22 protein-coding genes and 1 pseudogene are annotated in these 26242 nt (G+C 56.8%); 10 read left to right on the top strand and 13 right to left on the bottom strand.

Annotation, left to right across the window (positions count from 1 at the left end; all coding sequences use genetic code 11):
* Window positions 1-4: 4 nt before the first annotated feature.
* Window positions 5-550, bottom strand: a complete 546-nt coding sequence (locus tag EOHIBHHM_RS09830; protein ID WP_497250047.1) for a metal-dependent hydrolase — start codon at window positions 548-550, stop codon at window positions 5-7.
* A 285-nt stretch (window positions 551-835) separates the two neighbouring features.
* Between EOHIBHHM_RS09830 and EOHIBHHM_RS09835 the strand changes: the two genes are divergently transcribed.
* The 4 genes and pseudogenes from EOHIBHHM_RS09835 to EOHIBHHM_RS09850 all read left to right on the top strand — a co-directional run bounded on the left by EOHIBHHM_RS09835 (window position 836) and on the right by EOHIBHHM_RS09850 (window position 3463).
* The gene (locus tag EOHIBHHM_RS09835; protein ID WP_497250049.1) at window positions 836-1342 is read left to right on the top strand and encodes a DUF4330 family protein; all 507 of its coding nucleotides are present in this window, start codon (window positions 836-838) and stop codon (window positions 1340-1342) included.
* A complete protein-coding gene (locus EOHIBHHM_RS09840) occupies window positions 1342-2004 on the top strand; it encodes a hypothetical protein (protein ID WP_497250051.1) in 663 nt (220 codons plus the stop codon). Before EOHIBHHM_RS09835 ends, EOHIBHHM_RS09840 begins: the two co-directional genes overlap by 1 nt.
* 50 nt (window positions 2005-2054) lie before the next feature.
* Window positions 2055-2426, top strand: a pseudogene (locus EOHIBHHM_RS09845) (SIS domain-containing protein); the annotation flags it as partial.
* Between the two features lie 104 nt (window positions 2427-2530).
* Complete coding sequence (locus EOHIBHHM_RS09850; protein ID WP_497250053.1) at window positions 2531-3463, top strand: NAD-dependent epimerase/dehydratase family protein; 933 nt, start codon at window positions 2531-2533, stop codon at window positions 3461-3463.
* 120 nt (window positions 3464-3583) lie between these two features.
* Here the strand turns inward: EOHIBHHM_RS09850 and EOHIBHHM_RS09855 are convergent, their stop codons facing one another.
* The 3 genes from EOHIBHHM_RS09855 to EOHIBHHM_RS09865 form a co-directional block, all read right to left on the bottom strand.
* Window positions 3584-5047, bottom strand: coding sequence for a sulfatase (locus EOHIBHHM_RS09855; RefSeq protein WP_497250055.1), 1464 nt, complete (start codon window positions 5045-5047; stop codon window positions 3584-3586).
* Between the two features lie 187 nt (window positions 5048-5234).
* A complete protein-coding gene (locus tag EOHIBHHM_RS09860) occupies window positions 5235-6362 on the bottom strand; it encodes a glycosyltransferase (protein WP_497250057.1) in 1128 nt (375 codons plus the stop codon).
* Entirely contained in the window at window positions 6359-7459 is a 1101-nt protein-coding gene (locus tag EOHIBHHM_RS09865; RefSeq protein ID WP_497250059.1) for a glycosyltransferase family 4 protein, read from the bottom strand. The genes EOHIBHHM_RS09860 and EOHIBHHM_RS09865 overlap by 4 nt, the downstream gene beginning before the upstream one ends.
* A 109-nt stretch (window positions 7460-7568) precedes the next feature.
* Between EOHIBHHM_RS09865 and EOHIBHHM_RS09870 the strand changes: the two genes are divergently transcribed.
* Complete coding sequence (locus EOHIBHHM_RS09870; RefSeq protein WP_497250061.1) at window positions 7569-8909, top strand: flippase; 1341 nt, start codon at window positions 7569-7571, stop codon at window positions 8907-8909.
* Between the two features lie 43 nt (window positions 8910-8952).
* Window positions 8953-10134 carry a sulfatase-like hydrolase/transferase gene (locus EOHIBHHM_RS09875; protein WP_497250063.1) on the top strand — a complete coding sequence of 394 codons (1182 nt, stop codon included), beginning with the start codon at window positions 8953-8955 and terminating at the stop codon, window positions 10132-10134.
* Here EOHIBHHM_RS09875 and EOHIBHHM_RS09880 read toward each other — a convergent pair whose 3' ends face one another.
* Both EOHIBHHM_RS09880 and EOHIBHHM_RS09885 read right to left on the bottom strand, forming a co-directional pair.
* Window positions 10135-10851 (bottom strand): CatB-related O-acetyltransferase, encoded by a 717-nt coding sequence (locus EOHIBHHM_RS09880; protein WP_497250065.1) that lies wholly within the window; start codon window positions 10849-10851, stop codon window positions 10135-10137.
* 171 nt (window positions 10852-11022) lie between these two features.
* Window positions 11023-12156 (bottom strand): hypothetical protein, encoded by a 1134-nt coding sequence (locus EOHIBHHM_RS09885; protein WP_497250067.1) that lies wholly within the window; start codon window positions 12154-12156, stop codon window positions 11023-11025.
* 471 nt (window positions 12157-12627) lie between these two features.
* Here EOHIBHHM_RS09885 and EOHIBHHM_RS09890 point away from each other — a divergent pair, with 471 nt between their 5' ends.
* Window positions 12628-13563 carry a hypothetical protein gene (locus tag EOHIBHHM_RS09890; protein WP_497250069.1) on the top strand — a complete coding sequence of 312 codons (936 nt, stop codon included), beginning with the start codon at window positions 12628-12630 and terminating at the stop codon, window positions 13561-13563.
* Between the two features lie 89 nt (window positions 13564-13652).
* On the opposite strand, the gene EOHIBHHM_RS09895 is transcribed toward EOHIBHHM_RS09890, so the two are convergent.
* The 7 genes from EOHIBHHM_RS09895 to EOHIBHHM_RS09925 all read right to left on the bottom strand — a co-directional run bounded on the left by EOHIBHHM_RS09895 (window position 13653) and on the right by EOHIBHHM_RS09925 (window position 22690).
* Window positions 13653-14759, bottom strand: a complete 1107-nt coding sequence (locus EOHIBHHM_RS09895) for a glycosyltransferase family 4 protein (protein WP_497250071.1) — start codon at window positions 14757-14759, stop codon at window positions 13653-13655.
* Between the two features lie 59 nt (window positions 14760-14818).
* Window positions 14819-16255, bottom strand: coding sequence for a sugar transferase (locus EOHIBHHM_RS09900; protein WP_497250073.1), 1437 nt, complete (start codon window positions 16253-16255; stop codon window positions 14819-14821).
* Window positions 16256-16324: 69 nt separating this feature from the next.
* Entirely contained in the window at window positions 16325-17311 is a 987-nt protein-coding gene (locus EOHIBHHM_RS09905; RefSeq protein ID WP_497250075.1) for a GDP-mannose 4,6-dehydratase, read from the bottom strand.
* A gap of 53 nt (window positions 17312-17364) precedes the next feature.
* Window positions 17365-18108: a UTP--glucose-1-phosphate uridylyltransferase AglF gene (gene aglF, locus EOHIBHHM_RS09910; RefSeq protein ID WP_497250076.1), complete on the bottom strand. Its 744-nt coding sequence runs from the start codon at window positions 18106-18108 to the stop codon at window positions 17365-17367.
* Between the two features lie 82 nt (window positions 18109-18190).
* The gene (locus EOHIBHHM_RS09915) at window positions 18191-20563 is read right to left on the bottom strand and encodes an STT3 domain-containing protein (RefSeq protein ID WP_497250077.1); all 2373 of its coding nucleotides are present in this window, start codon (window positions 20561-20563) and stop codon (window positions 18191-18193) included.
* Between the two features lie 63 nt (window positions 20564-20626).
* Window positions 20627-21982 (bottom strand): O-antigen ligase family protein, encoded by a 1356-nt coding sequence (locus tag EOHIBHHM_RS09920; RefSeq protein WP_497250078.1) that lies wholly within the window; start codon window positions 21980-21982, stop codon window positions 20627-20629.
* Between the two features lie 159 nt (window positions 21983-22141).
* The gene (locus tag EOHIBHHM_RS09925; protein WP_497250079.1) at window positions 22142-22690 is read right to left on the bottom strand and encodes a DUF7344 domain-containing protein; all 549 of its coding nucleotides are present in this window, start codon (window positions 22688-22690) and stop codon (window positions 22142-22144) included.
* 278 nt (window positions 22691-22968) lie between these two features.
* On the opposite strand from EOHIBHHM_RS09925, the gene EOHIBHHM_RS09930 reads away from it, so the two are divergent.
* The 3 genes from EOHIBHHM_RS09930 to EOHIBHHM_RS09940 all read left to right on the top strand — a co-directional run bounded on the left by EOHIBHHM_RS09930 (window position 22969) and on the right by EOHIBHHM_RS09940 (window position 25965).
* Window positions 22969-24075 (top strand): CNNM domain-containing protein, encoded by a 1107-nt coding sequence (locus EOHIBHHM_RS09930; RefSeq protein WP_497250080.1) that lies wholly within the window; start codon window positions 22969-22971, stop codon window positions 24073-24075.
* 95 nt (window positions 24076-24170) lie between these two features.
* A complete protein-coding gene (locus EOHIBHHM_RS09935) occupies window positions 24171-25259 on the top strand; it encodes a CNNM domain-containing protein (RefSeq protein WP_497256969.1) in 1089 nt (362 codons plus the stop codon).
* Between the two features lie 427 nt (window positions 25260-25686).
* Entirely contained in the window at window positions 25687-25965 is a 279-nt protein-coding gene (locus EOHIBHHM_RS09940; RefSeq protein WP_497250081.1) for a YgaP family membrane protein, read from the top strand.
* Window positions 25966-26242: the final 277 nt, after the last annotated feature.

A 26242-nucleotide genomic window follows, 5' to 3' on the forward strand; every position in this document is an offset into this window, starting at 1 on the left:
AGCATCAGCGCTGTTTTGTTGCAAATTCAGTGCGCAATTGACGAAACAGAGTTGGTCCTCCCTCCAGCAGCCAGACGACTGCTGCAATGAGGGCGAGCCCCCACTGTGCAGTATGATCTCCGAGAACGTGGAGTACGAGCGGGTTCTGGAAGTACGCAGGGACTGTGTACGCTGGAACATCGAATGTGAATGGCCAGACCAGAAACGTCGTCCCGAAGTGCTCACCACGAAGCAGCGAACCACCAATATCGCTGAACGCATGTGAGATATTTCCGACTGCAAATGGGACGAGCAGGCTCCTGTACTGTGTCCCGCGGAGCAAGACGAAGAGGACACCAAACAAGAGCGTCATCGTAAGCAACGAGTGTGCAAGCGAACGGCCATACGAGAGTACACCGAGTGCTGCCAGTGGCTTATCGATGAGATCGGGGAACTGTGTTCCGAACCCCAGTACAATCGTTTCTACCCCAGTCGGTGCACGGCGATACCCCAGACGGGACAGAAGAGAGAAACTGAGGTAGCCAACTGCGGCATGACCCCATGGCATCATAGTGCTAAGTATACGCACTAGAGCAGGATAACCAATCGCTCACATTCGTAACGAACGCTATTACTCGCAGATCAGCAAGTCCAGATTTTTATTCAGTATACGAACTGTAGTCTACACTTGCCTGACTGAGTTGTTGGCGAAATCGTCTGTATCCGAGTATGTTTGATTTCCTCGGTCTCCTGACTCAAACAGTAATGTCAAGAGGCGGGTTCGAAATTTATTGTCTGTTTGCGTATCAAACAGGTTAAGATGACAGTGTGAAAATCCACGACTAACCGAGTACCCATGAAGCTCATTGATGACCAAGGGAATCTGTTCGGTGCAGTCAACATCATCGACGCACTGGTAGTACTCCTCGTGGCAGCAGTCGTCGTTGCAGGGGTTGGCCTCGTTGTCGGCAGTGAGAGCGAAGATCCAAACCCGACTCCAAATAACACATCCACGTCCCCAGAAGTCTCGTCTACAGCCACGACAGTCGAAATCAGGGGGGTCCAACCGTATGTTGCGAATGCGCTCACGGTCGGCCCAGTCGAAACAGATGGAATCGTCGCAATCGAGAATAAATCCGTTTCAGCGACGAAAGTTGTCACTGAAGACGAAGCCGGAAACCTCTACGAGCGGGAGCACCCCCAGAAACAGACCGTTGTGCTTGGTGTAACGCTTGAGACGACCGCACAGGGCAACGAGACGATGTATGGAGAGAAACCCCTCGAGATCGGTCGAACTGCGTCGTTTGACTTCGGCAACGTCACCGTGAAAGGAACCGTTACCGAGGTTGGCGAGTCAACATAATGCCAGAAACATCGCTCTCGCGAGCACGCGAGCAGTCGACCGTCATCGGCGTCATCGGGGCTGTTGTCGTAACGCTCCGTCGATGGGTCGACGAGTCAACGCTCGCCGACTACGTTCGGCGGTTCCAGAACGCAGTCTCGACGGTCGCCACGACGTCGGTGCTGGTCAGTAGGAACCGACTCTTCCTCACGTGGGGTCGGGAGAGCTACCTGTATCGCTGGCTGACCGCTGAACCGGACCCACAGGTCGTCGTTATCGACCTTCGGGAGACTCGGACTGTCGGGCCATTTGTGCGAGCATTCGACTGGCTACTTATTCGCACGGTCCACTTCGCACAGCACTCGCAACTGGCTCGGGTCGGAGCCGAGACTGCCGCTGCGGTTCGGCGGACGCCGATTCGAATTGCGGGCGTAATCGTCTGTTTCGCCGCGCTCATCAGTCTCAGCCTCACTGTGCTTTCCGGTACTGTCGGAGGTCTCGACGTCGTACTTCACAGTGCCGTGCTTTTCGCGGGTCTCCTTGGAACACAGATTCGCGTCTCGCTGGAGACGCTCACTGACGCACGAACGATCCAACTGCTACGTGCTGCGTTCGAACCTCCAGAACCAGCTGAGCGGACTGATAGAGAAACTGAAACCACGCAACTGAATCGCAACAAGTGATCGGAACAGCCTGGCCTAGATTCAGGTAGGGTAACGATTCAACTGAGTGTCTCAAGGAGATCACCTACGAACACGCCGAGGGGTTCGCGGCGGGCGAGCTGAAACACGGGCCGCTGGCGCTGGTGGCCGAGAACACGCCCGTCTTCGCGATCGTCACCGGCGATGGCGAGCAGGCGAGAAAGACGATAGGGAACGTCAAGGAGGTCGAGGCGCGCGGCGCGCCGGTCGTCGCCGTCACGGACGGCGCGGCGGACGTCGAGCGGTACGCCGACTACGTGCTCTCGATCCCCGAGGGACACGAGCGGACGAGCGCCGTGCTCGCGAATATTCAGTTGCAGCTGGTCGCCTACTACATGGCGGCGCGGCTGGGGTGGTCGATCGACAAGCCGCGGAACCTCGCGAAGAGCGTCACGGTAGAGTGAGGGCGCTCGCCGACGAGACAGCTCGCTGTGACGTTTACTGCGAGAGACGGTCTGCAGAAAAACAATTATCTACGTCCAGTTCAGACGTGTGAGCAACTAAAAATATGCTCTCGGGAAACACGGTGCTCGTGACGGGCGGCGCGGGGTTCGTCGGCAGCCACATCGCCGACAGCCTCGTCGACGACAACGACGTCTACGTGCTCGACAACCTCACCTCCGGCGACACCTCGAACGTCCCCGACGGCGCGGAACTGCTCACCGACGACATCCGCAACGCGGGCGCGTTCGACGGCTTCCCGGACGCGGACGTGATCTTTCACGAGGCCGCGTTGGTGAGCGTCCCGCGGTCGGTCGAGGAGCCGATCAACTCCCACGCGATCAACGTCGCGGGGACGCTCAACGTGCTGGAGTACGCCCGCCAGGTCGACGCCCGCGTGGTGCTGGCGTCGAGTACGGCGGTGTACGGCGAGGCGTCGACGCTGCCGACGCCGGAGTCGGAGTCGATCACGCCGAGTTCGCCCTACGGCATCGACAAGGCGACGATCGACCGCTACGCGCGGGTGTATCACGAGCTGTACGGGCTGGAGACGGTCGCGCTCCGGTACTTCAACATCTACGGGCCGCGGCAGGTCGCGGGTGATTATTCTGGGGTGATCAGCATCTTCTTAGAGCAGGCGCTGAACGACGAGCCGATTACGGTGCACGGCGACGGGTCGCAGACGCGGGACTTCGTGCACGTCGACGACGTGGTGCAGGCGAATCTGCTGGCGGCGACGACCGAGCACGTCGGGGAGGCGTATAATGTGGGTACGGGGACCGAAGTGAGCATTCGGGAGTTGGCCGAGACGATTCGGGCGGTTACTGGGTCCGAGTCCGAAATCGTGTATACTGAAAGTCGAGAGGGAGATATTGCGAGGAGTGTGGCGGATTTGGGGAAGGCCGGAGAGAAGTTGGGGTACGAGCCGCGGGTGGAGGTTAGTGAGGGGCTGGCGTCGTTTGTGGAGGGCAAACTGAATCAGATTCCCCAGATTCGATAGGTAGCCTGTCCTAGGTTGAATCACTACTATGCTGTAGATCTCTCGGCTTACAGGCAGGTGGGTCAGGCAGATTTTAACACGGCGGTCGGCAAAAACACTTGTTTTGGCGTTGTTCCCTCGTCACTGAAGATACCCTAGATCTTCAAGTCGTGATTGCGTCTCGTCGTCCATCGAAACACCACCCGTGCTCTCTGCTCGCTCAAAGGAATCAAGCCAGTCGTCCAAGATTTCGTCAAGTTCGGCTGCGGTGTCCTCTCGAATATGGAAGAGGTTGTCTGTTTCGCTGGGATCATTCTTGACGTCGTAGAGTTCCCGTGAGCCGTCGGAACCGCGGATGTACTTGTATCGATCAGTACGGATTGCTCTGAGCGATCGGTCATATTTTCGGACGTGGTCGGGAAGGTCACCGACGCGCTTTTCAAGTGCATCCATCGCCGGTTGCGGGGCCATGTACTCGGCGATAGCGTACTCACGTTGATCATCGGCGTTGGGATGGAATGAGAACCCCTGGAACTGCTCACGTATCTTCGTAGATCCGACGCCGACCACGTCAAGTACTGTCGGCGGGATGTCGACGAGTTGTATAAGGCGGTCGTCAACCTCGTCTTCGAAGGGACCACCATGGATGAACAATGGAACGTGGACGAGCGAGTCGTAGAGAGCATACTGATGATCCATCAACCCGTGTTCACCGAGGTTCTCACCGTGGTCGCTCGTGACGATGAAGAGAGTGTCGTCCCATTCACCGGCCATCTTGAGCATTTGGACGACTTCATTTATCTTTTCACTTAGATAATCGATCTCCGCTCGATAGAGTGCGTGGAGAACGTCAAGATCGTCTTCGGTCAGGTCGACGTCTCCCACGATGTACCCCCAGGCGTCCTGTGATAGACTCATCGCCTCTTCGTACGAGACGTCCGCGGGAAGATGCCGATTCGCGTACGACTCTAGTGGTCGGTATTCGAGATGTGGTTCGAGATAGTTAACAAACAGGAAGAAAGGTCGCGAATCGTCTCTGCCTGCCAACCAACTGTCGATCCACTCGTTCGTGCGAGTAGCCCCGTCGTCCTCGTTTTTCCTGAAAAACTGACCGTAGAGTGCATTTGCGATGTTGGTCACAGGGTTGCCATCGAAGAGTGCTCTGGTTGCTTTGCTCACTTTCCGGAACCCCTCTTCTTCACGGGCTATCCGTCCGAGGTCGGTCTCTGATTGGACGTACTGCCACGTCTTGTAGAATGTCTCAAACCCCTGATTAAATCCAAACTCTTCACTAATCCAGGTGTTGTTTGAGACGGCGACAGTCTCATACTCTGCATCAGATAACGACTCTGCCAGCGTCGATAGTTCACCGTCGAGTCGTTTGTGGTCGGCGTGAGCCCCGTGCTTCGAGGGATACGTCCCAGTGAACAGCGACGCGTGTGAGGGTAGCGTCCACGGAGCGGGTGAAAAGCTGTTCATGAACCGAGTTCCACCTTCAACGAGTGATTCGATTCCCGGGACAGCCGGTTGACTGTCGTACTCTCCAAGAGCGTCACTCGCTCTCACCGTGTCCATCACAATGAGGACGACGTTCTGCCTGGTCATCTTCCTCTGCGATCAGTCGGTCGACGAGTAGAATGAATGGTGAAGTTATACATTTAAAGAACAAATAGCAGTTGAGATTAAAAATACCCGTTGGTTCAAAGTGGTCTCTCTATCTTCCTGTTGGGTCCTCTTCTCTTTGTGAAGCGAGGAACCCTCGCAGAGGGGATGGATGCCGCCTCAACTCTGTTTAACTCAGTTGATCGTATATCCGAGAATATACCCGAGAAATGATGTCAATACTGTATTTTTGTGCCATTTTTCTTGATTGTTCTTCTCTCTTATGTCGCATCCCTGGCGACTGCAACAGCCCCTGAATCGCATTCGACAGTATTTGTTCGTCTCGCGGTTCAAAGTAGGAGACACATTCGGTCGAGCCTATCTCTCTGTACGCTGGGATATCTGATGCGATGATTGCTTTTCCGAGTGCCATTGCCTCTAGTAATGCGATTCCGAACCCCTCTCTAATCGACGTACTCACGAACAAGTCCGACTCGCTTATTATAGCGAGACTTTCGCTTCTGCTCACTTGTCCGACCAGCGTCACCTGATCTTCGACACCGAACTGTTCAATTGTGCGATTCAGGCTCTCCTCTAGTTCACCGCCACCCACGATGACGAACTGACCTAAATCGGGATTCGTATTAGCGGCTGCACGAATCAAGGTACGGTGGTTCTTCGACTCTGTGAGTCGTCCGACGCTGACAATCAGGTTGTCGTACTGCTGGAGGTTATATGTCCGAAGGACCTTATTCGAGTTTTGCGTACTCTCGTTGAGAAGGTCGAAATCAATCGGGTTGTAGACGACTTGAATGTCGTCACCTGCCACCCTTCGGGTAAGTGAGTCGGGGTCATTATAAATCGCTCTGGAAACAGCTTCGGAAACACAAATCGTGCAATCAGAAAGCCTGCCAGTAACCACGTTCGCCATTCGGGGAACCGACAGTGCGTCTGTGACGCCGTGGTGGTGACTAACGCTTTTCGTAGCTGGAACGACTTTTGACGCGAGCCTTGAGATAACATTGCAGTAAAGTGAATACCCGTGAAGAACGTCTACTCGCCGCTCTCGGAGAAGCGATACCACGGCCGGAAGTGGTTTTAGCTGATATTTTTCAGCCGCACTGTACGGCTGCTTCCTGACCCGATAGATGTTGACGTCGTGGCATTCGAAGTCATGTCGCACTGCATCGTCGACCGGTCCCAAACACCAGATTTCGAACTCCACCTCGCTGCCGATTGCAGCGACGATGTCTAGAAGGAGAGACTCTCCTCCGCCACGGACAATTTTGTCTGCCAGTACAGCGACGCTCGGATTCATAATTGTCCGTAGAATTCGACCGTTTCTCGGGCGATTTTTTCCCAGCCACTCTCTTCGGCCTGTGTCCGATTGTGAGTACCCATCCCCTGCATCTCTGTCTCGTTTTCTATCGCGTATGCTAAGGCCTCGGTGAGTTCTTCGCGGTCGTCCGGCGATACTAGCAGTCCGTTTTTACCTTCTTCGAATCTTTCAGCGAACCCTTCGACTTCGGTCGCGATCACCGGGAGACCGAACGCAAATCCGATGTGGACGACGCCGCTCTCAGAGATCGTATCGTACGGCGTCACGAGCGTGTCAGCTGCTTCGAAGTAGAGCGGCACGTCCTCGTTTTCGACGAACCCAATGTGCGTCTCGACGCGCTCGGATAGACCGTACTCGTCGATTCTCTTGAGGTAGTCTGCGGTGAGCTCGTCGTCAATGGACTGTCCAGCGATTAGGAGCGTTGCATCTTCTGACCGAACGTCTGGGAGATGAGCGAAGGACTCCAAGAGGAGATCCAATCGTTTGTCCTGACGCAGATAGCCGAAGAACAGGAACACGTGGGTCTCGTCCGCGATGCCGAGTTCTTCTCTCGCCGTGGTTTGAGTGACGTCGGTCCGGTAATCTGTGTAGAAACTATAATCACCGTGGTCGATAACTGTTTGCGGCGTCGTTACACCCGCTTCTGTCATTCGTTCCTCGTCCTGTGTCGTATGCCAAATTATCCCATTGCAGATGTTGTAAATCGCTGTCTGGAACTTCTCGTACACTGGTCGCTCAAAATGAGACTTAGAACTGTGTGGCGTTAACACCAATTTGAAATCGAACAAGGTCTTGCAGAGAATAAGTGTGAATAGCAATCCTAAATTCGTACTCTGAGAGTGAACGACGTCTGGATCAAATTTGTGCAACTGCGCTATCGTCGCTATAACATCGCTGATCGGTCCGGACCCATATATCGGACATGCTGACGGGTTTCTCTCCAAATACGCATATTCATGGTTACAGAGCATACGGAAGTCCTCGACTTCGTGAATTACCTCAGAATAAAGGTTCTCGGAGTAATCCTGGAGCCCTTGACTTATCGAGGGACACACGGCAACAACTCGGCTGACCATTCTTGTCTGAATTTATTTGACCGGTATTTAAATAATTGCTTCCATGGTAGTGGACGAAGCTGTCGTTTGACTTCCAAAGGTCTTTGACGAGTGTTTTGAATACCTATGTATGGCTCACTCAAGACTTGAAAGAATCTTGAGGAGTGGGGGGATTAATTTCCTTGGTATGGCGGCTCGGCTTGGGCTGTCTTTCCTCGTTTCAGTACTCGCTGCTCGCTACTTAGGTAAAATTGGTTACGGAAAGGTATCTATTGGAACAACCATTCTAACTGCTGTATCAACCTTAACCATGGTTGGGTTAGGTCAAGGAGTAAGTAGCTATCTCCCGCGATACGATGCACGCGAAGAGAAGCGAAATATCCTAGTGTCCGCTTCTTTAATAATATTCCCTGTCTCTATTTTCATCTCACTACTCATCATCTTATTTGCACCTTTGCTCTCCTCGGATGTCTTTGGCGATCCTTCTCTGACCCCCGTTATTCGTGTATGTGCTTTAGGAATACCTGTGGCAAACTTAGGTCAACTTGCAGTCAGTGCGATTAGAGGGAATAAACAAACCTTTCCGAAAGTTCTAATCGACGATCTTAGTCTGCAAGGATCCCGTGTGATCATTATTGGTCTCTTCGGTTTATTTGGATTAGGTGCCGTCGCTATCGCCGGGGCACACACGCTGTCGCTTGCGGTTTCCGCAACATTGGGTTTGTATTATCTTTCGCGCTATACTCCTCTATTTTCGGAGCTCGGGCAGATTGAGATGCGTAGAGACCTCGTAGCATACAGCCTCCCACTGTGGATTTCTGCAGGTATGAGTGTTATATATTCTGGTGTTGATACATTTGTAATTGCCTACTTTTCCGACACGGGGTCAGTTGGTGTGTACAACGTCGTCTACCCGCTCGGTCATCACCTCTCGATTGTAATGATAAGTCTCAGCTATATCCTTCTTCCAACATTTTCAGAATTCTATTCAAAAAATAAATATGATAAGATTCAATCGGACTATCAGTCTACTACAGAATGGATTTTTCTAGGTACTTTACCGGTATTTGTGGTACTCCTATTTCTTCCTGGACCAATTATTAGGCTGTTTTTTGGGCAAGAGTTCATAGTTGGGAATTTTGCTCTTTCAATCCTCGCTTTTGGGTTCTTTTTCCACTCTATCACTGGCCCTACCTCTGATATAATAAAAGCGACAGATTCGTCCCGTTTGATCATGATTGATGGTTTACTCACCGCTAGCTCGAACTTGATACTAAATCTCCTCTTGGTACCTCAATTTGATTACGTTGGTGCGGCAGTAGCCACAACCATTTCGTATATATTTCTGAATGTTTTGTATTCTTATCAGGTCTATACCCGGACTGGGGCACACCCATTCTCAAGAAACTATCTAATCCTCATGTTTCTAACAGTAGCTTCGATTATAATTTGGGCAAGTTCGTATCTCTAAGTAGCCAATTTAATACACTCCGCTAACAGAGAAGAATCTACTAATGAGCTCGCAATTACCTTTAAAAAGTGCTGCATCTGTTGAGAGTGTCGACAATGTAGTTGTTTTTATTTCTGATTCTGTTCGGTATGATTCACTTCCTGACCAGGTTCGGAGCCAAGGAATTACCGCTAAGGCGATCGCCCCCAGCACATTCACCGGATCGAGTGTTCCTTCAATTTTGACAGGCAAGTACCCATCAGGACATCAAGTATGGTCTTTTGATGAGAAAATCCAAGTTCTTCCTTCGTTGTTCTCTGGTCCGGAAGATGCTGTGTACGATTATGATGAAGAGTTTTATTTACGACCAGAGGCACTTGCTTCACCACCAAGAAAACCATTTAAAGAATTAAGCACGCCATTCGTCTACGTCTACCATGATCGTGGGGGACATTTCCCATATGGTGAGTCTTTTGAACGCTACGACGACATGCATTCGTTTTTTAAACAAAATCGGGATGTTGAGAAGCTACAAACTCTCTACTCTCAAAGTGTCTCGTCGTCAGCTTCCCGGTTCACGAAAATAGTAGACGAATTGGAGAACAGAGGTGAATTAGAAAGCACGCTATTGATATTCATCAGCGATCATGGAGAGATTTTGGGCGAACACGGTCAACTATTCACTCACGCTGTTCCAATGGTCCCTGAGTTAGTCGAAATTCCCATAGTATTCGCTGGTGCTGGCTTGCCGTTGAACGAAGAATTGGATGTTCTACTATCTGGAACAGATGTTGTACCAACTGCACATGGTGCACTTGAACGAAAGCTTCCAAACAGGACAGACGGCGTAAATCTCTGGCAGCGAAGCCCTGATTCTAAACGACTAGTGCGTTCGGAGGTATGGAAGCAAACGCGCTACGAACATCTGAAGTCGTATATCGCTGGAAGTGCGTGGGACAAGAATGGAGGTTACGTTTCTCACACCGGGTCACGTTTAAATCGCCTAATGTATTCGTTTGGTGTCCACCTCGTAAAGGGGCCTCATTCCTCATTGGCTCGGAGTTCATCTGTGCGTAATTACTGGAAGATGTTCAAAGCGCACCTGCCATCTGAAATCAAATACGGTCAGCCAAATTTCAGTGTTGACGAGGCTCTTGCAGCAATACCTGAGTTCAAACAAAATAGCCGGACGCCAAATCACGAAGTTGATCGAGATCGGTTGAAACAGTTGGGGTACTTAGAGTAGTTAGTGCTCTATGAGTTCGTGTACGCTATCCACAGTAGAAAGGTCTGATTTGAAGAACTCTCGGTTGGACTTTATTTGCTCATCTGACCAGTCCCACCATTGAAGATTCAGTAGCTCCTTTCTGATGTCTTCTGAAAACCTCCACTTTTTGTGTGTTGCCGGTACTCCCGCTACAACAGAATATGGTTTCACATCGTCTGTCACAATTGCCCCCGCGCCTACAATTGCCCCATCGCCGATCGTCACTCCAGACAGGACTATTGCCCGTGAACCAAGCCATACGTCGTTGCCAACAGTAATCGCCCCGTCAGAAACTTGAGGAAGCCTCATATCGAACATATCTCGGTAGAATTTGTCTTGTAATGATGCTCTGTTTGTCCTATGGTTATGTTGCCTGAACATAACCGAAGGAGCGATGGCGCAATACTTCCCGATTGTAATATCTCCATGTAGTTCATTTCTGCCGTTGAGATTTGTTCCCTTTCCGACCTCAATTTCTCCGTTTAGTACCGAGTGACTCCCAATTCGTACGTCATCACTTAGACGAATATCTCCACTAAATTCACATCTAATATCAATATCAACTTCAGACCCCGTCTGAATCGAGGTCGAAACAGGAGCTATATTGATTAGAAATCTTACCATTTCAGGATATCTTACGAGCGAGATAATCCACAGAATTTTGGACTTTAGTTCATCTAACATTTGTTCGTTCAATCTTCTTCATCCCTATTTACTATTGATATGTGTCTCTGTTCAAGCGTGCAAATGGTATTTGTCGTCATGCACAATAGATACCAACGCCCAGTGTACCAGATATACAATCCAAATTAAACAACTTATCTGGCATCGTAGTTGGCAGCGGTGTTTCCGTGTTCGCCAAACTTATCAGCGTTTAACCGCTGACTCCGAGAATGTACCTCGGATACGACTGGCTAACCCAATCCCGCCGAATAAATAAATTACCCAGACGAACATTTGTCGATGCCGAACAGCTGTTCCGACATTTGCCGTTCCAAACCCATAGACTGTTACTCCCAGCAGAAACGCGCCGACAAGCGCCAAAACTGGTGGCATCTTTCGATGTAATGCAATCCGAGTGCCGAGAACAGCGAACACAGTGAACAACAGGTGAATCATCGATTCACCCATGATGATGAAATCGGAGATAGTTTTGACCTGCCAGGGGAATGGCGAATACAGCAGGTAGGCCACTCCAATCCACGAGAATACAATAAAATCGGCGACCCCAGAGAACATGACGTCTCCAAGATACGCCGTCCGTCCGCGAGCTCGGACCTCTCGAATCTGGTTGAAGTAGGTGGCTATCTTTGAGGCAAAAATGAACATGCTGACCACACCTATCAGTCCCACCGATGCTAACAGAGGGCGACCGATACTGCGTTTTCGCAGATTTGGGTAATACCACGCAATCATCCCAATTATAACCGATCCAGAGTAAAGCACAATGTTCTCGAAGCGCAAGAAGACGGTCACAGACAGCACAGCAACGGCGACAAACCCTCTTGAGAATCGCCCAAGTTGTGTCCCAGGTGCAATGAGAACTCTGGCTGCAGTCGTCATCCCGAACAAGATTGCTGCCTCGCGAAGAAGCGTTGTCTCGACGAAGACGAAACTGGGGAGACAGATGAGGGGAATTGTCGCATATAGACCCGCCTGATCGCTTCTCCCAAGATGGGTTGCAAGCACATAGATGTTGTAGATCGACAGCGACCCGAGCAGGGCAACCCCGAGGGTCGCATATATCTGACTCGGGCCAGGGATCAGCCAGAATGGAGACAGCAACGCACCCCAGATGCCGTATGTATCTCGCAGGGATTCAATGACTGGCGGAGAGAAATCCGAAAGGCGAATCGCCGCACGAACCGCGTGATTTGCAAATCCGATCGCGTCGCCTCCTGCATAGGGATTGAGGCCAGCGATCGACGCTGGAACTGCCGCAAGGCGCACGCAAAAAGCGGCGGCAAAGACCGCAAACCCTGTTCGTTTAGTGCTCTCCATCTTGGTTCTGCCTGATTTGGCAGCCACCTTAGTGGGTGTGGTTTCTCACGATGACCACCTGACGAGGGGTTAAGAGAACCTATCCGACTATTACACTCTCAACACGAATGCTAGTGATTGGGGGCAGGAATAAACGACTTCTCAGGTCGACAATATAAATAGTAGTGATAGATTTATTGTGAATTCTGCCACCCAATTCCATTCGGTTCGACAGTGACAGAAAAGCTCATTACAAATCAAAATGTCGGAACAATAAACGTGGTCCAATTATCAACAGCGGATCTTTATCGGTCAATCGAATCTAATCGAGACACTATTCTTTTAACTGTTCTCTTTATATCACTATTTATCATTTCGATTAGACTGGGATGGTCAATTCCTAATTTAGATGGGGAAGATCCCTATCATATAACCCGACGCTCCCTACACGTTGCGGAGACTGCGAATCCACTCGTCACAATTGATGCGCCAATGCGGTATCTTCCGCTTGCAGTCGTCTATGCTTTTCTCAATCCTGATTTTGACCTCGCTCTTCGGGTGGCGCACGTCACGGCAGCACTGACCAGCTTCACGCTCATTCCTGCAGTGGTGTTCCTGCTCTCTGACGAGATCGCAAACCGACGAGTGGCTCTGCTTGCACTGTCGGGAACAGCAGTTTGGAGACTGACCCCGATTGCGACGTCGTCATATAGCACTGGGTTCTGGCACTATACCTACTGCCTTCCACTGTTTTTGTCACTTCTTTGGATTCTACACAGGACCAATAACAAGACTACAATGACCCACGCTCTTCTTGTGGGGTTCTTAATCGGCGTTATTGGATTAACGCAATACTTCTATGGTTTCTTGGCAGCAGCTACGACGACAATAGTCTACCTCCACTCAAATAAGGTTCGCGAATGGATTATTGCAGGACTGACGGGGGGGATTTTTGCAACTGCTCTTCTCTTTTTACCAGCGGAGGCAAAGTCCTTCCAATCTCAGCGTATGTCGATGTTTCTCTCGGTCAATACACCTGGACAGGTGTTCTCTTTAGTGCGGACATATATGGAGCATTCAGAACTTTTCGTCCCTGCAGTAGCCGGAGGAATAATTCTGTATCTCTGGCTCAACGGATATTCGATATCTGAGTCCGAAGTCCTGGAGGTCGCAATAGGAGTGCTTATCCTCGTATTTGCTGTTAGTCTGATATTGGACGCTTGGTTTTACAGACTAGCTCGAAGTCTCATTCAGTACCTGAGTATTATCGCACTCATGTATTACTGGCATATTAGCCGCATACCGACATTCCTAGACCATCTCTACGAGCGACCAGTATCACAATACCTCCTGATAACGATACTGGGTTCGGCCGTTTTTGTTTGGGCGGCATTCGTAGTTCTGCCACGAATACTCGTGGTAGTTTGACTCCAGGCAGTTGTTCGTCTAGAAACCCTCGATGTGCGATTTATCTCCGTCACGTGTACCGCTGCAAGAACCCGAATCGCTGAATACGGTCATTTACAGTAGCTCTCTAATCTATTTGTTGTCTCTCTGACTGTTTGGTCCCAACTGAACTGCTTGCCAAGAGATTCGCGAGGATTCTCGTCGTATGCATCTACGTCACGCAGAAACCGTTCTATTGAGTCGACAAATCTCCCCACGTCCCCAACTGGGACTGTCTCCCCGGCCTCCTCGACGATCGGCGCGACCTGCTCCAAGTCACTCGCGACTACGGGCGTCCCGGAGGCGAACGCCTCCAACACCGTCCGCGGCAACCCTTCGGCCCGACTCGGCAACACGAGTACGTCCGCCGAGCGATAGATCGGCGGCATCTCGTCGTAGTCGACGTGACCCAGGAACTGCACCGACTCCGTCAACCCGCGCTCGCGAACCAGCTCCTCCAACTCCCCGCGTAGCGGTCCGTCGCCACACAGATACAGCTCGGCGTCGGGATGTGACTCCCGAACGCCCGCGAACGCCTCGACCGCATCACTCGGTCGCTTCCCTTCGACCAGTCGCCCGACGAACAGCACGACCGGCCCGTCAGCAGCGATCAGTTCACTCCGCGGCCCGTCCGGCGTGAACCGCGTCTGGTCGATGCCGTTCGGCACCACCGCGACGTCGGTCTCGACGCCGAACTCCCGCAGCCGGCGTTCGTCCTCCTCGGTGTAACAGAAGACGACATCCGCGCTGTCGAACGTCCACCGCCCGACCGTCTTCAGGTAGGCGTCGAACACCCACTCGGGGGCGGTCTGCGAGTAGAGGCCGTGGTTCGTGATCGCCAGCGGCGTATCACCGAGACGCCGCTTCAACGCCGCGAGGTTCGTCGAGAAGTACAGATGCGAGTGGGCGTGGATCACATCGTAGTCGCGAGCCGACGCCAGCTCCCGCGCGACGCCGGCGGAGATCTCGTTGCCCAACAGCTCGACCGTCGGCGAGCGACGGAGTACGGTGTAGCCGTCGCGCTCCTCTCGCCGCGGGAGCGAGTCGTCGTCGGTGACCGTCAGCACGGTCACCTCGTGACCCATCGCCGCCTGGTCGCGACTCATCGCGTGGACGTGGTACGTGCCGCCGCCGGGGACCTCGGGGTAGAGATTCTGTGCGACGCGGAGGATCTTCATTCGTCTCTGCCCACCGAGTACGGCGGATTAAAACCCTCGATAGCGTCCAGAGACACCCGTCAGTCGTCCGCAACCCCTTTCAGGTCGACCAGCACGCTCCACACCTGCCGGAGGACGATCTTCACGTCGAACCAAAAGGACTGCTTCCGGATGTACTCGACGTCGTAGCGCAACTTCTCGGCCGGCTGGTGACCCGTCGCGCCGTTGATCTGCGCCAGCCCGGTCAACCCGGGTTTGACGAACCACCGCTGTCGCCACTCGACGACCCCAGTTCGAATATCGGCGTCCAACTCGGGGCGCTCCGGCCGCGGCCCGACGACGCTCATGTCCCCCACCAGAATCGACCACAGCTGCGGGATCTCGTCTAGGTGGGTCTGTCGGATGAAGCGCCCGACGCGGGTGACGCGCGGGTCGATACCGCCCGCGTCCTCCTCGCTGATCGTCGCGCCGGTCTGTGCCTCGGCGTCGGTCACCATGCTCCGGAACTTGTAGATCTCGAACGTCTCGCCGAACTCGGCGGTCCGCTGCTGACTGTAGAACACCGGCCCCGGACTGTCCAGTCTGATCGCGACCGCGACGGCGACGACGACGGGTGCGAGCACCAGCAGTCCGGTCGCCGCGAACGCGACGTCGAAGACGCGCTTGAACACGTAGTCCTGCCAGTCCCACGGTTCGAGGTCGATGTCGACGATCTTCCCGTCGCCCGGCGAACTGCTCGTCAACACGTCGTTGGTGTGCTCGCCGTGGACCTTCGCCTTCACCCCGTGCTCGTAACAGGTGTCGAGCGCGCCGAAGAACTCCGCGCGGTCCGGCTGGGCGAACGCCAACACCGCGGTGTCGATGTCGTACGCGACGAGCACCTCGTCGAGTCGGGAGAGCCCGCCGAGACAGTCCAGATCGTCCAGCAGGACGTTCCCGCTCCCGTCGGCCACCGTCGCCGTCGCGACGATCGGCTCTTCGGCCTCCGAGTAGTAGGGGCTGGGCGGCGAGACGTAGCCGACGACGGGGACGTCGATGGCGTCGAGCACGTCCGCGATCTCCTCGGGGTCGTCGCCGATGATGAGCGCCCGCTGGCTGCCCGCCGGTCGATGCCGGATCGCGACGAACCAGACCGGCAACAGTACCAGCAGCCCCAACACCGACAGCGTGAGTGTCGACCGCGGCAGCCGGTACGTGTAGTCGAAGTAGCCGATCCCGGCCAGCGTCGCCCCCGCGACGAGGATTCGCTTCTGTGCGAACAGGAGGGTGTCGAGGATCCGTCGCGGTCGCGGCTTGAACAGGGGGACGAGACTGCCGACGACGACGAGAACCGTCGTCGCCAGCGCCAACTCCAGTTCGTCGCCCGAGAGCACTGCCGTCGGAAGCCGCCGAACCACGGGGACGACCGTCGTCACCGTCGTCTGGACGACCGGCTCGTTGACGAGGAGCACCGCGAACAGCGTGAGCAAGACCGTCCCGGAGACGCTCGCGACCCGATACCGAACCCTCGTCTTCATCGTTTCAACGAGGGCAGTCTGTTAGCTTAAAGTCTGTGAACCACGTATCAGTACGGATAGACGTACTGTTCAGGAGTTCCGCACGAGCGGCTCGTACCACTCGCGGTTCTCGTCGTACCAGTCGGTGAATCGTTCGACCCCCTCTCGGATCGTCGTCGTCGGCTCGTAGCCGAACAGCTCGTTGGCCTTCGAGATGTCCGCGTGCGTGTGCTCGGCGTCGGCGTCGTGACGGTCGGCGTACGCCAACTCCAGCTCGGGTGCGAGCTGGTCGCGGATCTCCTCGGCGAGCGTCTGGATCGAGATGTTGTCCGTGCTCCCGACGTTGACGACTTCGCCGTCGGCGGCGTCGGTGCCGAGCAGCGTCTCGTTCGCCCGCACGACGTCGTCGATGTACGTGAAGTCCCGCGTCTGCGTCCCGTCACCGTAGATGACCGGCGGTTCGCCGTTGGTGCACCGCGAGACGAAGTTGCTGATGGCCATGTTCGGTCGCATCCGCGGCCCGTAGACGGTGAAGTAACGCAGCGAGACCGTCGGCAGTCCGTACACTTCGTTGTAGACGCGCGCGTACTGCTCTTCGGCCAGCTTCGACGCGCCGTACGGACTGACCGGCGTCGTCGGGTGGGCCTCGTCGTAGGGGAGGTACTGCGGCTTGCCGTAGACGGACGACGAACTCGCGACGACGACCCGCTCCGTCTCGGAGTCGCGAGCGGCCTCCAGCACGTTGAGCGTCCCGTCGACGTTGATCTCGTTGACCGTCTGGGGCTGCTCCACGCTCGTTCTGACCCCTGCCTGGGCGGCCTGGTGGAAGATCACGTCCGCCTCGGCGACGTGCGCTCGGACCAACTCCTCGTCGCGGATGTCGCCGCGAGCCAGTTCGTAGCTCCCGTCGCTCCGTTCGCCGGCCGCTCGGCCGCGCTCGACGTTGTGTTCCTTGATACCGAGATCGTAGTACGGGACGAAGCTGTCGAGCGCGACGACGTCGTGACCGTCGCCCGCGAACCGCTCTGCGAGGTGCCCACCGATGAAGCCAGCGCCCCCGGTGACGAGTATCTGCATCGTGTTTCTTTCCTCATCGCTGCCCGCAAAAATCCACCGAGTTCCGCCAGTATTCAGTCCGCGACTGTCTCTGCCGTTTCTACGTCTTCCCCTCGCAACAACTTCTCGGCCTTCTCTCTGTCCTCCGGATAGCCCACGTCGACCCGCCAGCCGTCCATTCGGATCGCGTCGATCGTCCGCCCGCTCCGGATCAACAGGTCCACCGCCTCGCTGATCTCGTACTCACCACGATTGGACGGCTGCACGAGATGGCACGCGTGGAAGATCGCCGGCGAGAACGTGTAGAACCCCGTCATCACGAGGTTCGTCGGCGGCTCTTCGGGCTTCTCGATGACGTCCGTGATCTCGCCGTAGTCGTTCGTATCGCACACGCCGTAGCGCCCGGCCTCCTCGTAGGGCACCTCCTCGACCAGGAACGCCGCGTCCGCGCGGTCCTCTCGCTGACGCTTCACCACGTCGGCGAGGTTCGCGTCGAAGATGTTGTCGCCGAGGATGAGCATGAAGTCGTCGTCGATGTACTCTTCGACGGTCAACAGCGCGTGTGCCAGCCCTTTCTGTTCGCGCTGGTGGGCGTAGGTGATGGGGATGCCCTCGAACGCGTCGCCGTAGTGGCTGATGATGTCCTGTTTCCGGTAGCCGACGACGACGACGAACTCGTCGGCACCCAACTCGGCCAGTCGGGTGAGACAGTGCGTGAGGATCGGCTCTCCGTCGACCTCGACCATCCCCTTCGGTTTGTCCTCCGTGAGCGGTCGGAGCCGCGTCCCTTCACCTGCTGCGAGTACGACAGCCTTCATGTCTGCGTTCACTGTCGTCCATGCAATAAATAATCTCGGTCTCTCCTGTCCGTTCGCCGGACAGTCAGTTCTCGACGCGTTCTCACTCCCCGTCGCGCCGCGTCCGAACCTCCGTCCCTTCGGTCACCGCCGCCTCGTCGACGACGTACGTCCCTCCGGCGACGTCGTACTCGCCGGTGTAGGGAACCGTCATCGAGAACGTCCCGTCGGAGCCGACACCCACCGTCTGCTCGTAGGTGAACGTCTCGCCGCCGACGTCGACGTCGACCGACGCGGTCACCGACTCGCCGTCGGCCTGCCCTGTGAGCGTCGCGCCCGCGACGAGCGTGAAGACGCGGAGCGACCCCTCGGTGTGCACCAACCGATAGTGCGACAGCGCGTCGCGTCCGTCGTTCTCGCTGCCGTAGTTCGCCAACCTCGCCGCCACCGTCCCGCCGACCGGCCCGTCGCCCGTCACGACGAAGCCGACGCGGTCCCGGAGTCGCTCGTACCACGCCGCCGGATCGCTCGCCCGCAGGAGACTGTCGTAGTTGTTCCGCGCGTACGCGTACGACTTCGACTCGCCGTTGACGATGTAGTTGTACATGCGGTTCATCCCCCACGAACTGAGGACGTAGTTCTGGGGGTACGACCACCCCTTCTCGTCGGCGTACTCGCGCATCCACGCGGCCGTCCGATACTCCTCGTCCGTCACGGTCAACTGACTGAACTTCACCGGGATCTGGACGAAGCTCAGACTCCCCACCAGCGCCGTGAAGCCCAGATACGACATCGCCTCGCGTCGCGACGGTAACTGGAGCTCCGACTCCTGCCCGCCGTTCGCGCGAACTCGCGGTCGCGACTGTGACGCCGTCGCGTCGTCGAACAGGCCGACCGGTTCGGCGAGGTCGACGGCGGACGCCAGATGGACGAAACCGACCCCGGCGAAGAGCGCGAGGAACACCGAGAACTCGCCGGCGAACCGCAGTTGCACGAGCGACAGCGCGAGGAACCACCAGGCGTACACCGTCAGCGCGAGCCACTGCGCGTCACGCCGCCGGACCGCTCGAAGCGTCGCCCAGCCGACGTACGGGAGGCCGAGCGCGAAAATGAACCCCAGGAGCAACAGCGGCCCGACGAGCGTCCCCATCTCGCCGGAGACGAGCGACGTCGTCTCGACGATCTCTCGACTCGCGAACAGCGTGTCGAGCCCGCGATCGAGTCCCTGTGAGAGCTCCGGCAACGCCGACGGGAGCACCGCCAACAGTCCGACGCCACCGACGACCTCCGCTCCCAGGAGCGCCGTCGCCGACAGCCCGACGCGGCGAGCGCCTTCGGCGAGAGCGAAGACGACCGCGGACCCACCGAACAGGAGCGCGGGGACGGACGCGACGACCGTCGAGTGCCAGCCGAGCGTCGCGTGTGCGCCCCAGACGAGCACCGACGCGAGCGCCAGCCCGGCGACCAACGGGGCACCTGCACGGAGCGGCGACCGATCGCGGCGAAGCTCCAGCGTCGCGTACAGCGGGGCGACGAGCGCGAGCGGGACGACCAACAGTGCGCCGTTGTCCCACGCGAGCAGTTGGCCGGTAACCGCCACGCCGAGGACGGCAGCGTAGGGCCACGACCGCTCGCGCTCCGAGAGGAGCCTCACGAGCGCCAACGCGGTGAGTGCCAACCAGAGATAGTCGAACGCGTGGTGGTCGGCGAAGCCGAGCCCCGTCCGATAGGCGTTGACTGGAATCAATGCGAGCATCAGGACGGTCGCCAACCCGACTCGACGGTCGCCGGAAACCGTCGTCGCAGTAAAGTACAGCAGCGTGCCGGTCGTGACGGCGGCGACGACGGGATACCACGCGACGACGAGACCGATGACGTCAGTACTCCCCCCGAGGAGCGCACTCACGAACCACAGCGTCGCGACGAGCAGGGGTTCACCTTTCGTCAGACCACTCGGTAGCTCCGCGAGCGCCCCGAAATCGAACGCATCCGCGCCCGCAGTGGCGGCCGCCTGCTCGACCCAGTAGCGGTAGTAGTAGGGGTCGTTGCCGAGCAACACCACGTCGCCGTTTCGGAACACCGACGGAAACGAGAACAGACGAAACGCGACGACGACCAGCAACGCGCCGAGGAGGAAGGCGGTCGCACGAGGGCCGACTCGCTCGCGGAACCCGTCGAAGTCGAACGACTCGAACCACCCGTGGGACCCGAACACGTCGCTCGCTGCGGTCGAATCGCTCGCTCGCTCGTCGTCCAGTGCCGCCCGGACTGCGTCGCGGTCGGCGATCTGATACGCCTCCCCCCGCTTCTCGACGATCCCCGCCGACACGATCTCGCCGAACGTCCCCGAGTCGAGACTCGTGTCGTGGAACGTCCAGGGACCGTCCGCGTCGAGGGCGAGTAACTCCCGAAGCGTCGACTCGGTGACGGTCCGGTCTTCGAGGAGCGAGGTAGTTGCCGCACGGACGTCGGTCATTTGGTATCACTCACAGAGTGAGTATCTAAAATCCACCGAGACTCGGCTCCTCGGGAAGCTCTCTCAGACCGAAGTCGCCGACGCCTCGTCGGCCGAGAGCGTGCCGTCCAGAACCAGATAGCCGACGACGACCGACCCCAACACCGCCCCGACGGAGAATCCGAACAGCGAGTAGGCCTCGAACAGTTGGTGGAAGGCGAATCCGACGGCGAGCGCGAGCATCGCTATGTCGACCCGGTCTTTGTGAAGAAACCCGTCGAAGAGAGTCCCGAGCGTCAAGAGGAGATACGCCGCTCCTCCGAGCAACCCGACGCGGAGGAACACCGAGAGATAAGAGTTGTGCGGGCTGGTGCCGCGGATCTCCGTCGGGAGGTGCGGCGCGATCAGCCCGCTCGGATCGACGATACCCGAACCGAGGAGAGTCGGGTCGTCGAGCAGCGCTCGCAGGCCCGCCTCCCAGAGGACGAACCGGTTCGACGAGTCGACGCCGACGATCGGCAGCGACGTTCCGAGTAGAAACAGCCCGACGAGTCCGACCATCAGCGTGAACGCGAAGGGGATCACGGCGCGACCGAACAGGAGGACGATCGCGTAGAATCCGAGTGCGACACCAAACGCCAGATAGCTCGCACGACTGTGGCTCAAAACTAACCCGACGCCGTTGAGAACACTCAACGCGACCGGAAACAGCCAGACGAGCGGTAACCCCTCCGACGCGTACGTCCGGCGGGCTACTGCGATGCCAGCGAACGTCCCCGCGAAGGCCAACACGCCGAGCGTGTTCGGGTTCGCGAACACCGACTCCAACACACGAAGCTCCACCCCCACGCCGGGGGGCTGCCACGTGCCACGTAGGTCGACGAGCGCCGACCCGATCTCGTACGGCCCGAGAGTGTACGCCCGCAACCCCACCACGGTCGGAATCGCCGCAAGCAGGCTCACCCCCCAGAGGAACGCATCTCGAGAGACGTATCGCGGAAAGACGAACAGGTTCAGTCCCATCGTGAACCCCGCCAACAGCGGAAACGTCGCGAGCCCACTACCCGGCCGCAACGGGACGGCGTGAACGAAGAACACGGCCAGCAACACCGCGAACGCGAGGAGATAGACGCCACTCGACTTCAGGAAGCGCCACTGTGTCTGGTGGATGCCGAGATAGACGACGAACAGAACCAACACGGCGAACAGTGTGGCCTCGCGTGCAGAGTCGAATCCCTGTCGCTGGACGAGCAACACCATCGCGAGCAACCCCGAAAGCAGAAGCGACGACGGAGCGACGTACAAGAGAGATTTGGCGCTGATCGACTCCCGAGCGTACCCCTGAAGTAGCTGTCCAACGCCACCGAACAGCACGTACCCGACCAGCAGCCACCGGAGAGATAGCCACTCGATCTCCGCGGTCGTGTCGAGCAGCATCATGGACGCCAGCAGTAACATCGGAACAAGAGCCAGGAGGCGCCGCATTGTCTTCCTGCAGATTCCACGAACGAGCAGTTTAGTGTTGTGGACCGTCTGTGTTCCTGTTCGAGAGACGAGCGTCTCCGTTAACAAAGAAACCTGCGTGTCCCCGAGTCGTGCTCACGAAATAAGCTTCGAGCCGAGGGCGCTATCGCTCGCGAGATGATACGCAGCTAAGAGGACACACAGTACTAACACGATGACGACACCCGAAAACGCGACCTCCTCGACAAGCGGTATCTCGACCAGCCCGGCGAGTTGCACAGCGAGCCCGATCGATGCGAGCCCAAAGTAGTACGCTCCCCACGGACGCGCAGCTGTCGAGTCGGCGGCGAGATAGTCTGTGACCACACTCGCCTGCGCTGTCAGCGTGATTCCGTCCTCGTGGTCGGCGACGATGTTCAGTTCTTTGAGTTTCGGGAGATGCGTTTGCAGTAACGACACGTAGACGCTCTGTCGAACGTCTCTCGGTGCGGGGCTCTCCCCGGTTTCTCGTTCGGCCGCCAACTCCGAAAGCGTCCGAGCGGTCAGTGGTTCTGTTGCCGCCTGCAGTTCAGATAATACATATCGTCGTCGGTCGTTGCTCAGTACGTGATGAATGTCCGTCCGTTCGATCCCAGTGGTCGCTTGGCTTGCTGGTACGCTTCTCTGTTGGCCCACTGATTCCATTCTCAGATATAGTGTAACTCCGCTAACTAATAATCTAGTTGTATGATTTATACTAATTTGATGGTTGTTTAACAGGAGTCGTAGGCGATGAAAAGCTGGACAGCGTCGCAGAGACCGGAAGGCCAGGCGAGCGGGCGCAGATTGGCATGCCTGCGGCAAACTGTCCCAAGCGTCTGAATGATAGAAATCAGTACGGCCAAACGAAGTACAACCTCGCAACCGGCTCCGTTTGCCCCCTGCTTTTTTGCCCCAACGCCGTATTGATTGATCTATACTGAATGCAAGCACCCGAAATACTCCTCCGTCTCGTCGCGGGTGCCGCGTTGATTCTCGCCAACGGATTTTTCGTCACCATCGAGTTCGCACTGACCCGCGCCCGACAGTATTCCGAAGCGGAGTTCATGGAACCCGGTCTCGAACGCGCCTGGGAGATGACCGAGGAACTCGAAATCTACCTCACCGGGTGTCAGGTCGGCATCACCGCCTGTAGCATCGCACTGGGTATCGTCGCCGAACCCGCGCTCGCAGCGCTGTTCAAGCCGTTGTTCGGCGGTACCGTTCTCGCGTCGATTGGCGCAGGCGTGATCTTGGCGTACATCATCGTGAGCCTGGTACACAAGATCTATGGCGAACAGGCTCCCACCTACCTCGGCGTCGAGCGCTCGAAACAGGTCTGCCGCTACGGCGCGACGCCGCTGTATTGGTTCACGTGGGTCATTCGACCGATTCTCCGCGTCGGTGACTGGGTGGCGAAATGGACGCTTTCGCTGTTTGGCGTCGAGATGACCGGCGCGTGGCTCGAATCCGACGACGAGGATATCGAGGGGCGGACAGACCTCCACCGGCAGCTCGGGTCGATGCTCAACGACAGCGAGGTTTCCGAAGAGCGTCGTCAGGAAGTGATGAACGCGTTGGTCGTCGAGGAAATCCCCATCCGTGACAGCATGGTGCCGCGTGAGGAGATCGCCGCACTCTCAACCAACAATACCCCCGAGGAAAACCTCGCGGTCATCGAGGAGCATCCACATCTCCGCTTTCCGCTGGTCGGCGAGAACATCGACGATTTCCGAGGGGTCGTTTACCTCGCGGCGATCACAAACCAGTTCGAGGCGTTCAAAAACGGCGATATCGACGTCGAAGACCTCGCCGAGTCACCGATGACGCTGCCAGCCGACGAGGAAATCAGCGACGCCATCGACCGCTTCCAGACGGAAAATCAAGAGCTCGCCCTCGTCACTGAAGAGGGACAGGTCGTCGGTCTGCTAACGTCGACGGACGCCTTCGAGGAAGTGATGGGCGGACTCGAAGACCCCATTGACGTCTACCAGCGCGAACAACGCCAGGGCGACGCATCGGGATTCGACTCCCAGAGCGACCCGGCTTGAGATCGCTCGTGAGAACGAGATTCGTCGTAGTGCGAAGGATCAGTTCGCGGTCAAACTGTTTTTCCGTGTCGCCATTCACGTAACTTACTATGCCGATGACTGCGCTCGAAGTCTCCCTCAGGCTTATTGCCGGTCTGTTACTCATTCTCGCCAACGGGTTTTTCGTCGCCATCGAGTTCGCGCTGACCCGCGCGCGACAGTATTCCAAAGCGGAGTTCATGGAACCCGGTCTCGAACGCGCCTGGGAGATGACTCAGAACCTGGAGATCTACTTGACCAGCTGTCAGATTGGGATTACGTTCTCGAGCATCGCGGTCGGTATCATCGCCGAACCCGCACTCACGGCCATCTTCGAGCCGCTGTTCGGCGGCACCGTTCTCGCATCGGTCGGCGCAGGGGCCATCCTCGCGTTTCTCATCGTCAACCTCCTCCATCTCACCCACGGCGAGCAGACCCCGACCTATCTCGGCGTCGAGCGCTCGAAACAGGTCTGTCGATACTGTGCGACGCCGCTGTACTGGTGGACGCGGGCCATCTGGCCAGTCATCCAATTCGGAGACGGAGCAGCGAAATGGACGCTTTCGCTGTTTGGCGTCGAGATGACCGGCGCGTGGCTCGAAACCGAGGAGGATGTCATGCAAGGGCGTGCGGGCCTCTACAAGCGCTTCGGCTCGGCCCTCGAAGAGGGAAACGTGCCCGAAGAACGCCGGCAGGAGGTGATGAGCGCGCTAGCCGTTGGCGAGATCCCGGTCGAGGCAATCATGGTTCCGCGCGAGGAGATTGTCGCGCTCTCGACCGAGAATACCCCCGAGGAGAACCTCGCACTCGTCGAGGAACACTCCCATTCTCGCTACCCACTGGTCGGCGAGGACATAGACGACTTCCGCGGCATCGTCTATCTCCCGACGATCACGAACCATTTCGAGGACCTCACGAGTGGCGAAGTCGGCATCGCAGACATCGCCGCGTCGCCGATGACGCTGCCAGCCGACGAGGAAATCAGCGACGCCGTCGACCGCTTCCAGACGGAAAATCAGGAGCTCGCGCTCGTCACCGAGGGCGGCGAGATCGTCGGTCTCCTGACCTCGACGGACGCCTTCGAGGAGGTCATGGGCGACCTCGAAGACCCGATAGACAAGCGGGCTGGACGCACACAGCGTGGAGCGAACCCGACCGGGACGTAAACTACCCTGCCCTACTCGCTCCCGACCGCCTTGCGACGGTCGGTCACTCCTTGAGGACAGGGCTTTTCCCGCAACGACATTGTACCCTGTACCCCATGCATGGACACGGCCCGACTTCCTATTACCGTCCACGAAGTGGGTAGCGGGTCGGAGTTGTTGCTGCGACCCACACTTACCAGACCCGTTTCGTGGATTGTCCCGTCGATTTACTTCTCGGTGTTCTCACGCTCAAACCCAATTGGGGAGGAGAGGCACATGGCGTCACTTCGGAGCTGCTATCCTCTCAACATGCACCGTCCGACGACTGAAGTCGATACCTGCGAACACAGCACTCCCTTCCCGTGGAAACAGCGCCTTCTCACACGCAAGGAACCACGTCGCTCCTTTATCATTTCAGAGCGCGTACCTAGGGGTTGGTGCAATAGACATGAAAAAGAACGTTGGCGGCTACGATCGAATCGCGCGGCTCATCGCGGGACCGATCTTGATCATCCTCGGTGGATCGGGGCTCGGCGGACTCATCACACTCGCAGCGGGTATACTCGGGTTGGTGCTTTCGGGGGCTGCGCTCCTCGTCGGAGCGGTGCTCACCGCGACTGGCATCACGCAGAAGTGTCCGCTCAACTCTGTCATCGGGATGAACACCTACACGCCTGAGTCGACTCGTGAGCAGCCCACCGAGGAGGCCGAAGTAACCCCCAAGTAGACGTCACCGATTTTTGCATCCGATCTGCAAGCTTTGAGTGCCTGCTTCGAGAGACTGCTCTCGGTTTGTCGCGACGAAGCCACACCACGAACGAGCAAAAAGTATCAACCGGTGAGCTGACCGGGATGCGGATTTGCTTCAATCCTATCGAGAGGCGATAGGCTGTGGAGACAACATAGTAACAAGTCATCAAAAATTGCGCAACCGACAGTGCGTGTTCAAATGTGGTGAATTGCAACCTCGGTCGACGTGCATTCTGGACACGAGGTGTTCACCG

The organism is Halogranum roseipondis (genome assembly GCF_059695585.1).